This window comes from Mycobacterium sp. BK086 (assembly GCA_004362315.1).
Lineage (GTDB): Bacteria > Actinomycetota > Actinomycetes > Mycobacteriales > Mycobacteriaceae > Mycobacterium.
This window is the reverse complement of record SNWL01000003.1, coordinates 1,789,843-1,801,660: the sequence shown is the minus strand read 5'-3', so window position 1 is coordinate 1,801,660 and position 11,818 is coordinate 1,789,843. Positions and strand designations below refer to the sequence as shown.

Sequence of the window (11,818 nt, the reverse complement as noted above, 5' to 3'; positions counted from 1 at the left end):
GCGATGTTGTGCGGATGTAATCCGGGCGGTGCTGCAGTGATGGGTGAAAGTGCCAGCGCCCCAGCGGTTGTCAGGGTTGCGACGGCGATCATCGGGCGGCGGGCCGAGTGCTCCATCTGCGAGTTCCTTCTCGTTGTGGCGGCTCAGCCGCGCTTGCTGTGGCCCTGTCCGGTGTCGGTACCGGTCTTGGCCGATGCCGCCGGCTTGCGCTTGCTGCTGGCCGCCGACGACGGTGCCTTGGGCTTCGACCGAGCTGAGCCGGCGGTGCCCGACGGCGCGACGGTGATGGCCGATGCCTTGGGTCGCAACGCGGAAGCGCTCGCCGCCTTCTTGAACGGCAGAACGGCAGGAGGCGGCGTGAAGAGCTGTTGCGCCACGACGTTTCGGATGATGAACCCAAGGGCGATCGGGCCGTTGTAGCCGATGAGCCCGTATTGACCATTCAGGGCGCCATTCAGGAACACCGCGGGCGCTTCGAGCAATCCGATCAGGAGGTTGCTTGCGGTGGTGATGGATTCGACCGCTTGCTGGAGGGCGAAGAACGGATTCTGAATCTCCTTGACGATGGCCGGAGGCACATCCTTGCCGATGGCCTGGGCGACAAGGACGAGGTTATTGATGTGGGCAATGATCTCCGTCGGCACCTTGGCCCCCTCACCGGTCAACAGTTGCACCGCATAGGTCAGGGGGTTGACCACCACGAGTTGGGTGAGGATGGGTGCGATGAACATCGGATTCGGCAGGGGATAAGCGGGATTCGCCCCTACGGCCAACTGTCCCAACAGATACGCACTGATGAGGGTGTCGTTGAGCAGATCGAACCAGGCGTCGGTGAGCTGCACCTCCTGCGTCGAAACCCTGAGCGGTGAGATGCCGGCGGTGTGCAGGTCAGGCGGTGTCACCGTGATGGGTGAAAGTGCAAGCGCCCCAGCGGTGGTCAGGGCTGCGGCCGCGAGCATCGGGCGGCGGGCGGCACGTTCCATCGGATGTTTCTCCTTCGTAGAGACGGTGTTGGTGGGGTCGCGTCAGCCGCGCTTGCTGTGGCCCTGGCCGGAGCCCGCGCCCTTGGTGTCGGACTTGGATGATGTCGCCGGCTTGCGCTTGCCGCTGGCTGCCGACGACGGTGCCTTCGGCTTCGAGCGGGCCGAGCTCGCGGTGCCCGACGGCGCCGGCGTCTTCGGTGTAACTGCCGCAGCTGCAGTCGAATTGGGTGTCGAGGCCGCCGCCTTCTTGAACGGCAAGGTGATCGTGGGCAGTGGCGTGTAGATCGCTGCGGCGATCAGATTGCGGAAGATGAGCGGCAGTCCGATCGGGCCGGTGGGTCCGAGGATCCCGAACTGGTTGTTGAGAGCCAAGTTCAGGAAGACGGCCGGGGCTTGCGACAAGGCATACAGCACGTTGCCGCTGGTCGCGATGTAGTCGAACGTTTTCACGACCGCTTCGAGTTGCACTTTGATCTGCTGGAGGAGAACTCCCGGTATGGCGCTGACAGCCAGTTGGGCAATGTTCCCCAGCTGGGTCAGGTGCGCGCCGATCCACCCGGGTATCTGGCCGCCCTGGCCGCTCAGCAGCAGTCCGACGTAGGCCACCTGGGTGAGCACAAACTGAGTGGCGACCGGTGCGAGCGGGAAGGCCAGCGGCGGCAGCGGGTAGCTGTTGTTCAGGCCGAGCGTCATCGCCGCCAGGTCGCCCAGATTCGCGGTGGTGTCAGCGAACAAATCCGACCATGCGTCGGCGAGTTGTACCGCTTCGCTGGAGATGCGCGTCGGCGAGAGCGCGGCGTGCAATGCCGGCGGTGTGACGGTGACGGGGCTCAGGGCCAGCGCCCCGGCGGTGGCCAGGGCGGCGACGGCGAGCAGTGGGCGGCGATCGGCGTGGTCCATCGGAGGTTCTCCCTCGTGGGGCGGCGTCGACGACCTGGCTCGCCGGCTTCAATTCCGTTGCTGGGAATCCGCTGTGCATCAGGATGACAGCAGTGCCGCGTTGCCGCTTGAGAATTTGCCAGATCTTCACCCAAAGGGGTGACCGAGTGATTGCTCGCCGGCCACGTGCGGGTCGCTGCCAGCTAGTGACGGTTGCCGTGCCCGACACCGCCTGCGCCGTGACTGCTCGCTGTGGCCGAGTGCTTCCGGGCGCCGTTGGCCGTCGGCTTGGGCTTCGAGCGAGCCGAGGACGCTGTGGCCGATGATGCGGACACCTTCGCGCTGATCGCGGATTTCGGCGTCAACGCGGCAGCGCTGGGTACCTTGGCGGGCTGCAGGATGTGCGCGAGCCATGCCGGCAGCGGGGGATCGATGGCCTTGGCCAACACATTGCGGACGATGATCGGAAAGGCGATCGGCCCCTCCCCGCCGAGGAGTCCAGTGGTGGTGTTCAGGGCGAAATTCAGAAATACCGCGGGCGCTTCGAGCAATCCGATGAGCGGGTTTGTCGCGGTGCTGATCGACAGCAGGGCCTGTTGAACGGCGACAAACGGCGTCTTGATCCACAAGCTCAGGAGCTGTGGCAAGGCGGGAATGACTTCACCGAACACCTTCCCGACATTGGTCAGGTGGGTCGAGATCTCGCCGGGAATCTGGCCGGCCTGACCGGTGAACAGCTGGCCCAGGTAGATCAGCTGATTGAGAGCGAACTGGGTTGCGATCGGCGCCAGGAAGATCGTCGGATTCGGCAGCGGGACACCGTTCTCGGCCCCGACGAACAGCTTCACGATTTCGGTGACATTCGCCGCGGTGGCGGCGAACAGGTCCGACCAGGCGTCGGCGAGCTGGACAGGCTGGACCGAGATGTGCGTCGGCGAGAGGCTGGGTGTGTGCAGCTCGGGCGGCGCGAGAGCGACAGGCGTGAAAGCCAGCACTCCCGCAGCGGCCAATGCCGCGGCCGTGCGAAGGGGGCGACGAGCGTGTTCCATCACAGAGTGTCTCCCTCGTAGGGGCGGCGTCGACGAGGTTCGTCGGCTTCAATTCCGTGGGCTGGGAATCCGCCGTGAGTCAGCTTGGCAGCACCCGCACGATTATTTGCGGTTCTGTGCTGAATTGGTAAGGGAGACAGTTGCTCTCACGGCGAGTCTGTGAATCTCCTGCCAGGAGACTGTGATCCCCGACGGTTATCGTTTACCGCGGGCCACTCCGCGGTGTGCGCTGCCCTCTTTGGTTGCACCGGCCTTCTTGGCGCTCGCCGAGGCCGATGACGACGCCTTGGGCTTGGTCCGAGCCGAACCTGCCGTGCCCGACGGTGCGGTCACCGCAGCTCTGGGCGCCACGGTCGTCGCCGCTGCGCCGCTTGCCTTCTTGAACGGCAGCACGACGTTCGGCAGGGGAATTTCGATCGCCGTGGCCAACCGGTTGCGGATGAAGATCGGAACCGCGATCGGGCCGTTGAAGCCGATCAATCCGTATTGGCTGTTGAGCAACACATCGAGGAAAACGGCAGGAGCTTCGAGCAGCCCGATCAGCAGGTTGCTGCTGTTGGTGACCGTCTGCCAAGCCGCCGACAGTGCGCCAAGCGGCGTCCGCAGCTGATCGATGACGATGCCGGGAAGATCGTTGGCCAGCCCCTGACCGAGATTGGCGAGATTCGACAGGTGGGTGGCGATCGCCGTTGGGATCTGGGCGCCTTGACCGGTCAGCAGCGCGCCGAGGTAGACCAGCTGGTTGAGCGCGAACTGCGTCACGATCGGTGCAAGCGGGAAACCCGGATTCGGCAGTGGGGCACCGCTATCGAACCCGAGGAACAATCCAGCGAGCTGAACCGTGTTCTCGACGGTGTTGGTGAGCAAGTCGGACCACGCGTCGGTGAGCTGAACCGATTCGGTGGAGATGCGGGTGGCGACGACACTGGGCGCTCGCAGATCGGGGGGTGCAATCGCAAGCGGGGTCAGGGCCAGCGCCCCGACGGTGGTCAGCGCCGCGACGGTACGCATGGGACGGTTGGCGGTGAGTTCCATCAGGCTGTCCTCCGCTAACGCTTGCCGCGGCCCACGCCGTTGCGCGCGCTGCCGGCCTTGGCGGTGCCGGCCTTCTTGGCGCTTGCCGAAGCCGACGATGGCGTCTTGGGCTTGGACCGGGCCGAGTTCGCCGTGCCCGACGGGGCGGTCACCGTTGTGGCCTTGGGCGTCAGCGTCTTTGACGTCGCCGCCGCGCCGCCGGCCTTCTTGAACGGCAGCACAACCGTGGGCAGGGGAGTCTCGAGCGCCTTGGCGAACAGGTTCCGGACGATGATCCCGACTGCGACCGGGCCCGTGCCGCCCAACAGCCCGTACTGGCTGTTGATGGCGTAGTCGAGAAGAACGGCGGGTGCTTCGATCAGCCCGAGCAGCAGGTTCGCGCTATTGGCAATGGATTCGAGGGCCTGCTGGATGGCGAAGAACGGCGCCTGGATCTGTTGGAAGATGATCGGTGGCACCTGGGTGACGACGAGTTGGATCACGCCCAGCACTTGCGAGACATGAGTGGAGATCTCGGCCGGGATGTCGGCTCCCTGGCCGGTGAGCAGCTGCACGGTGTAGATCAGCGGGTTGAGCACCAGCTGTGTGGCGATCGGCGCGAGCGGAATGGTCGGGTTCGGCAAGGGCCAGGTGTTGTTTCCCCCGAGGAACAGCTGGCCGAGCACACCCACGTTGTTGAGGGTGTTGTTGAGCAGGTCGTACCAGGCGTCGGTGAGCTGAACGGCCTCGGTGGCGATGCGGGTTGCCGCGATGCTGGGTGCGTGCAGTTCCGGCGGCGCGATCGCGATGGGTGTCAGCGCGAGAGCCCCGACTGCGGTCAGGGCGGCGACGGAGCGCATGGAACGACGGGCGGCGAGTTCCATCAGGTCTTTCTCTTCCTCATGAGGGGCGGTGCCGGCGAGGCTCGTCGGCTTTTCTTCCCCACGGGGAATCCGCCGTGCACAGCTTTCCAGCTATTCACAGCGTGCGCACAGATATTTGCCAGCTTTTCGCAGAATTACCGGGCGTCGTGTTCGGCGAGCCCGCTCAGTGCCGCGGGCAGCTGGTCCACGTGCAGCACACCCAGCCGCTGGGTGGCACGGGTCAGGGCCACATACAGCTCCGCCGCACCGCGCGGCCCGTCGGCGAGAATGCGGTCGGGCTCCACCACCAGAACGGCGTCGAACTCCAGACCCTTGGTCTCCGACGGAGCGACGGCACCCGGCACGTCCGCCGGTCCGATCACGACACTGGTGCCCTCGTGAGCGGCTTCGGATGCCACGAATTCCTCGATGGCGGCCGTCAGGCCGTCGGCGGTTACGCGCCGCGACCAGGGTTGGATTCCGCAGGCGCGCACCGACTCCGGCGCCTGGACGTCAGGCGCGAACTCGGCGAGCAGTGCGGCGGCGATGGTCATGATCTCTGCGGGCGTGCGGTAGTTCACCGACAGCGATCGGTAGACCCAGCGGCCGGGGGTGTAGGGCTCCAGCATCTCGGCCCACGAGGTCGCCCCGGCCATCGAGCGGCGCTGCGCGAGATCGCCCACCACCGTGAAGGATCGGCTCGGGCAGCGGCGCATCAGCACCCGCCAGTCCATCTCCGAGAGCTCCTGGGCCTCGTCGACGACGACATGGCGGTAAGTCCAGTCCCGGTCAGCCGCAGCGCGCTCGGCGAGATCACGGGTGTCGCGTTCGAGGAAGCGCTCGGCGAGGTCTTCGGCGCCGATCAGGTCCTGGGCAAGCAGATGATCCTCGTCGTCCATCAAGTCCTCATGCGCGACCATGTTCTCCAAAACGCCTCTGGCATAGTCGGTTTCTTCCCTACGTGCCCGCTCGGCGGCATCGTCGGTGGCCTTGTCGCGGCCCAGCAGGTCGACCAGTTCGTCGAGCAGTGGCACATCCGACACCGTCCAGGCAGTCCCGTCTTCGCGCCACAGGGCCGGGTCCGCCCCCGCGGCGCGTAGCCGCTCGGCTGAGGTGTAGAGCTCGGCCAGCAGATCGTCTGGTTCGACGACCGGCCAGAGTTCGTCCAGGGCGGCGACGAACCGCTCGTTGTCGTCGAGATCGGCGGTCAGATCGGTGCGCACCTTCTCCCAGGCGTCGCGATTGTCGCGAGTCAGCCAGCCGCGACCGATCCGGGCGGTACCGCGCTCGGTCAGCACGTAGGTGACGATCTCTCGGAACACCGCACGAGCGGCGTTGTGCGGCAACCCGCTTGCGCGCGCTTCGTCGATGGCCCACTGCGCGGTGTCGGGGGCGATCTGCAGCGTGACATCGGCCAGCGGGATCTCCAGTGGCTCATCGGGCAGACGCTGGCGGTCGGCGATCGCCGCCGCGAGGACATCGAGCATGGCACGAGACCCCTTGATACGGGCGACATCCGGGGTGTCCTCGGCGGTGATATGACGTCCGGGCAGTAGATCGCCGACTGTCATGAACACCACCTCCGATTCACCCAGCGACGGCAGCACCCGTCCGATGTGATTCATGAACGCCTGGTTGGGCCCGACGACCAGCACCCCGTGGCGTTCGATCCGCTGCCGTTGGGTGTAGAGGAGGTACGCGACGCGGTGCAGGGCCACCACGGTCTTGCCGGTGCCGGGGCCGCCCTCGATCACCAGCACGCCCGGATGATCGAGCCGGATGATCTCGTCCTGCTCGGCCTGAATGGTGGCCACGATGTCGCGCATACCGGGACCGCGGGGCGCGTTGACCGCGGCCAGCAGGGCCGCGTCGCTGCTGAACGGACTGTCGTCGCCGGCATCGGGATCGGGAAGGCCGAAGACTTCGTCGGTGAAGTCGACCAGTCGTCGGCCGATGGAGTGGAACTGGCGACGGCGGCGCATGCCTTCGGAGTTGGCGGCGGTGGCGGTATAAAAGGCGCGGGCTGCAGGCGCCCGCCAGTCGAGCAGAAGCAGTTCGTGCTCGTTGTCCTCGTCGAAGATGCCGATCCGGCCGACGTAGAGCCGATCACCGGAAATCGCGTCCAGGCGTCCGAAACACAACCCCTGGTCGGCGATGTCCAACCGCGCCGCCGATTGCGCAAGCGCCCGCACCTCGGCGTCCCGGGCGACCAGAGTTCCGCCGTCCTGGAGGTCGATCGGACCTCCGAGTGCGGCACGGTACTGGGCCTTGACGCGGATGCGCTTGCCGTCGAGCCGTTCGTAGAGGCCGGTCACGTACTCCTGTTCAGATTCCAGTTCGTGCTCGTGCGCGTGCTTCGACATACCCCTCATTTCTGTGGCTCGTGTCCATCCTCGTCTACCCGCCAGACTGCGGCTGCGAATCGAACGCATGTTCGATATGCTCGGATGGGTGAGCTGGTTCAACGGGCCACCGAGCTGGTCGGAGATGGAGCGGGTGCTCAACGGCAAGCCGCGCCGCTCCGGCCTGTCGCTTGGGGAGCCGCACGCCGACGGCGGGGACAGCCCGGCCTGGTCGAGGCACCGGGAACCGTACGAAGCCCCCGGTGAGCGCTCGCTGCGCTCGGCCGTGCCCTACGCCGAGCTGCACGCGCATTCGGCCTACAGCTTCCTCGACGGAGCCAGCACCCCCGAAGAGCTCGTCGAAGAGGCAGCGCGGCTGGACCTGCGGGCGATCGCGCTGACCGATCACGACGGCCTCTACGGCGTGGTCCGCTTCGCCGAGGCGGCCAAGGAACTCGACATGCGCACCGTGTTCGGTGCCGAACTGTCGCTGAGTAATACCGCCCGCACCGAGGTGCCCGACCCGCCTGGTCCGCACCTGCTGGTGCTGGCCCGTGGCCCGGAGGGCTATCGCCGGCTGTCCCGGCAGCTGTCCGCCGCGCATCTGGCCGGTGGGGAGAAGGGCAAGCCGCGCTATGACTACGACGCGCTCACCGAGGCTGCCGGTGGGCATTGGCACATCCTCACCGGCTGTCGGAAAGGTCATGTCCGGCAGGCGCTTTCGGAGGGTGGTCCGGAGCAAGCCGCCGCGGCGCTGGCCGACCTGGTGGACCGCTTCGGCCGCGACCGGGTCAGTGTCGAACTCACCAGCCATGGCGATCCGCTCGACGACGAGCGCAACGCCGAATTGGCCGCGCTCGCACCGCGCTTCGGGGTCGGTGTCGTCGCCACCACCGCAGCCCATTTCGCCGAGCCGAGCCGGGGCCGGCTGGCCATGGCGATAGGGGCGATCCGGGCCCGCCAGTCGCTGGACGAAGCCGCCGGCTGGCTGGCCCCGTTGGGCGGTTCGCATCTGCGCTCTGGTGACGAGATGGCCCGGCTGTTCGCGCGCCATCCCGAAGCTGTCAGCGCCGCAGCCGATCTCGGTGAACAGTGCGCCTTCGGCCTGGCGCTGATCGCGCCGCAGCTGCCTCCGTTCGATGTACCAGACGGGCACACCGAGGACAGCTGGCTGCGTGAACTGGTGATGGTCGGTGCGGCCCAGCGCTACGGACCGCGCGCCGGCGCTCCGGAGGCCTACGCCCAGATCGAACGTGAACTCGACATCATCGCCAGGCTGACGTTCCCGGGCTATTTCCTGGTGGTCCACGACATCACCCGGTTCTGCCGGGAGAACGACATCCTGTGTCAGGGAAGGGGATCGGCAGCCAACTCCGCGGTCTGCTACGCGCTGGGCGTCACCGCCGTCGACCCGATCGCCAATGAACTGCTCTTCGAACGGTTCCTCTCTCCGGCCCGCGACGGGCCGCCTGATATCGACATCGACATCGAATCGGACCTTCGGGAGAAGGCCATCCAGTACGTCTACGACCGCTACGGCCGCGACTATGCCGCGCAGGTCGCCAACGTCATCACCTACCGGGGCAAGAGTGCGGTGCGCGACATGGCCCGCGCACTCGGCTTCTCCCAGGGCCAGCAGGACGCCTGGAGCAAGCAGATCAGCCACTGGCACTCCGGGGCTGACTCGCCGGACGTCGAGGGCATCCCCGAACCGGTGGTCGACCTGGCAGTCCAGATCAAGAATCTGCCGCGGCACATGGGCATCCACTCCGGCGGCATGGTGATCTGTGACCGGCCGATCGCCGACGTGTGCCCGGTGGAGTGGGCGCGCATGGAGAACCGCAGCGTCCTGCAATGGGACAAAGATGACTGTGCGGCAATCGGTTTGGTGAAGTTCGACATGCTCGGTCTCGGCATGCTCTCGGCGCTGCACTATGTCATCGACCTGGTCGCCGAGCACAAGGGCATCAAGGTCGATCTGGCCAAGCTGGATCTGTCCGAGCCGGCGGTCTACGAGATGCTGCAGAAGGCCGATTCGGTCGGGGTGTTCCAGGTGGAGTCGCGCGCCCAGATGGCCACCCTGCCGCGGCTGAAGCCACGAGTGTTCTACGACCTGGTGGTGGAGGTGGCGCTGATCCGCCCCGGGCCGATCCAGGGTGGCTCGGTGCATCCGTACATCAAGCGGCGCAACGGACTGGAGCCCGTCACCTATGACCATCCGTCCATGGAACCCGCGCTGCGAAAGACGTTGGGGGTGCCGCTGTTCCAGGAGCAGCTCATGCAGCTGGCGGTGGACTGCGCAGGCTTCTCGGCGGCCGAGGCCGACCAGCTGCGCCGGGCCATGGGGTCCAAGCGCTCGACCGAGAAGATGCGGCGGCTGCGCGACCGGTTCTACGCCGGGATGGCGCAACGCCACGGCATCACCGGCGATGTCGCCCACCGGATCTACGACAAGTTGGAAGCTTTCGCCAATTTCGGCTTCCCGGAGAGTCATTCGCTGAGCTTCGCCTCGCTGGTGTACTACTCCTCGTGGTTCAAGCTGCACCACCCGGCGGCGTTCTGCGCCGCGCTGCTGCGCGCTCAGCCGATGGGCTTCTACTCGCCGCAGTCGCTGGTCGCCGACGCCCGCAGGCATGGCGTCGAGGTGCATGGTCCCGATGTCAATGCCAGCCTGGCGTACCCGACCCTGGAGAACTCCGGGCTTGACGTCCGGCTGGGGCTTGGCGCTGTGCGCCATATCGGCGACGAACTGGCTCAGTGCATCGTCGACGAGCGTGACGCCAAAGGGCCGTTCACCTCACTGCTGGATTTGACTGGGCGGGTGCAGCTTTCGGTTCCGCAAACCGAGGCGCTGGCCACCGCCGGGGCGCTGGGCTGCTTTTCGATCACCCGCCGGGAGGGGCTGTGGGCGGCGGGAGCGGCGGCCACTCAGCGAGCTGACCGGCTACCCGGTGTCGGCTCGTCGTCGCATGTGCCTGCCCTGCCCGGCATGACCGAGGTGGAATTGGCGGCTGCCGACGTGTGGGCCACCGGCATCTCGCCGGACAGCTATCCGACCCAGTTCCTGCGGGAAGACCTCGACGCGATGGGGGTGCTCCCGGCCGATCGGCTGCTGGACGTGCCGGATGGCAGTCGGGTGCTGATCGCCGGTGCGGTGACGCATCGGCAACGTCCGGCTACCGCGCAGGGGGTGACGTTCATGAACATCGAGGACGAGACCGGCATGGTCAATGTGCTGTGTACGCCGGGGGTGTGGACCCGGCATCGCAAACTGGCCCAGACCGCCTCGGCCCTGCTGATCCGCGGGCAGGTGCAAAACGCCACGGGGGCAGTGACGGTGATGGCCGAACGGATGGGCCCAATCACCCTGAAGGTAGGCTCCCGCTCGCGGGACTTCCGGTGAGCTAATCCTTTTCGTCGTCTTTGGGGAGGAAGCGTTCGGGGTGATGGAAGTCGTTGGTGCCGCCGATGAGCGGTACATCGGGTGGCGGGATCCATTCGGTGTGGCCGCCTGCGAGTTGGCGGGTGGCCCACCCGTCGTTCTCGACCAGGAGATTGTCGCATTTGCAGGCGAGGGTGAGGTCGTCGATGTCGGTGGCGCCGCCGTGCTTCCAGTCTTTGGCGGCGTGATGGACTTGAGTGTTGTAGCCGTTGACGGTGCACCCCGGTGCGGTGCAGCCACGATACTTGGCCAGCAACATGATTCGCTGATCTGCGGACGCCAACCGCTTGCTGCGGCCCAGCCACAGCGACTGGCCGCTCACGCCGTCGAACACCGCCAGATAGTTATACGACGGCACCGCTGCCCGGATCAGATCCGTCATCGGGACCAGCGTTCCGCCGGCGGTGACGGCGTGTCCGGCGCCGTTCTGGAGGTCTTGCAGCGTGGTGGTGACGATCATGGTGACCGGAAGTCCGTTGTGCTGGCCCAGTTTCGGATCGCCAAGGCGGCTGCCCACTAACTCTGTCAACGCGTCATGCTGGCGTTGGGCATGACTGCGCAGATCTTCGGGCTGCGGTGCGGCGAATTTCGCGAACCACGCATCCAGCTGGGCCCGCAGCAGTGGATCAGCGATCAGCTTTCCGACACTCATGCCGTCAGGTCGTTGACCCCCGCACCACTGGAAGCCGCGCTTGCGGGCCCGGTCCTCCTCGGAGAACTTTCCGTCGGGGTTGAGGTGAGTGGCCAGCCGGTCGGCGATCTTCTCCAGCTGATCGGGCCGCATGGTCTGAGCGTGCTGAGCCAAGGTGCGCTCGGCCTTCTCGATCTCCACCGGCCCAACATGATCGGGTAGCTCGCGAAAGAACTTCTGGATGACCCGCACATGCTCACCATCGAGGCGCCCGGTCTCCCATGCCTTGGCAGTCTCGGGCAACGGCGGCGCGAGAGTCTCGCCGGTCAATGTGGTGCGCGGAGTCAACTGCTCGGCGTCACGGACCCGGCGCTTGGCAGCCGCCCGGCTAATCCGTAACACGTCAGCCAACACAATCGGGATCGGTGGGCAGCCCTCGTAGCGCTCCAGGTGGGTGATCTGATCGTGCGAGATCGCGATCTGTCGGCGCATTGCGGTTTCTAGCCGCTCGATGGCCGCGAACCGCTCCGGAGCGGGCTGATCTTCGATATCAGCGGCACCCAGTAGTTCGACCGCGGCGTCGAGTGCATCCAGTGCCGCATCGATCGAACCCAT

8 protein-coding genes are annotated in these 11,818 nt (G+C 66.4%); 1 reads left to right on the top strand and 7 read right to left on the bottom strand.

The genetic code is table 11. The features are described from left to right. Window positions 1–143: 143 nt before the first annotated feature. The 6 genes from EV580_RS08940 to helR form a co-directional block, all read right to left on the bottom strand. Window positions 144–983 (bottom strand): hypothetical protein, encoded by an 840-nt coding sequence (locus EV580_RS08940; protein WP_166654619.1) that lies wholly within the window; start codon window positions 981–983, stop codon window positions 144–146. 42 nt (window positions 984–1,025) lie between these two features. After that, on the bottom strand, window positions 1,026–1,883 hold the full coding sequence (locus EV580_RS08935; protein ID WP_133690673.1) for a hypothetical protein: 858 nt from the start codon (window positions 1,881–1,883) through the stop codon (window positions 1,026–1,028). Between the two features lie 182 nt (window positions 1,884–2,065). Further along, window positions 2,066–2,911: a hypothetical protein gene (locus EV580_RS08930; RefSeq protein ID WP_133690672.1), complete on the bottom strand. Its 846-nt coding sequence runs from the start codon at window positions 2,909–2,911 to the stop codon at window positions 2,066–2,068. 195 nt (window positions 2,912–3,106) lie between these two features. Next, window positions 3,107–3,946 carry a hypothetical protein gene (locus tag EV580_RS08925; protein WP_133690671.1) on the bottom strand — a complete coding sequence of 280 codons (840 nt, stop codon included), beginning with the start codon at window positions 3,944–3,946 and terminating at the stop codon, window positions 3,107–3,109. A 14-nt stretch (window positions 3,947–3,960) separates the two neighbouring features. Then, window positions 3,961–4,809 (bottom strand): hypothetical protein, encoded by an 849-nt coding sequence (locus tag EV580_RS08920; protein WP_133690670.1) that lies wholly within the window; start codon window positions 4,807–4,809, stop codon window positions 3,961–3,963. Window positions 4,810–4,943: 134 nt separating this feature from the next. Further along, window positions 4,944–7,151 (bottom strand): RNA polymerase recycling motor ATPase HelR, encoded by a 2,208-nt coding sequence (gene helR, locus EV580_RS08915; protein WP_208114576.1) that lies wholly within the window; start codon window positions 7,149–7,151, stop codon window positions 4,944–4,946. A gap of 88 nt (window positions 7,152–7,239) precedes the next feature. On the opposite strand from helR, the gene EV580_RS08910 reads away from it, so the two are divergent. Then, on the top strand, window positions 7,240–10,533 hold the full coding sequence (locus tag EV580_RS08910) for an error-prone DNA polymerase (RefSeq protein ID WP_133690669.1): 3,294 nt from the start codon (window positions 7,240–7,242) through the stop codon (window positions 10,531–10,533). 1 nt (window position 10,534) lies between these two features. Here EV580_RS08910 and EV580_RS08905 read toward each other — a convergent pair whose 3' ends face one another. Then, window positions 10,535–11,818, bottom strand: coding sequence for an HNH endonuclease signature motif containing protein (locus EV580_RS08905; protein WP_133690668.1), 1,284 nt, complete (start codon window positions 11,816–11,818; stop codon window positions 10,535–10,537).

Bases quoted from the DNA above. Each gene is read 5' to 3' on its own strand.
- EV580_RS08940 (WP_166654619.1), bottom strand. From the start codon at position 983: ATGGAACGTGCCGCCCGCCGCCCGATGCTCGCGGCCGCAGCCCTGACC.
- EV580_RS08935 (WP_133690673.1), bottom strand. From the start codon at position 1,883: ATGGACCACGCCGATCGCCGCCCACTGCTCGCCGTCGCCGCCCTGGCC.
- EV580_RS08930 (WP_133690672.1), bottom strand. From the start codon at position 2,911: ATGGAACACGCTCGTCGCCCCCTTCGCACGGCCGCGGCATTGGCCGCT.
- EV580_RS08925 (WP_133690671.1), bottom strand. From the start codon at position 3,946: ATGGAACTCACCGCCAACCGTCCCATGCGTACCGTCGCGGCGCTGACC.
- EV580_RS08920 (WP_133690670.1), bottom strand. From the start codon at position 4,809: ATGGAACTCGCCGCCCGTCGTTCCATGCGCTCCGTCGCCGCCCTGACC.
- helR (WP_208114576.1), bottom strand. From the start codon at position 7,151: ATGTCGAAGCACGCGCACGAGCACGAACTGGAATCTGAACAGGAGTAC.
- EV580_RS08905 (WP_133690668.1), bottom strand. From the start codon at position 11,818: ATGGGTTCGATCGATGCGGCACTGGATGCACTCGACGCCGCGGTCGAA.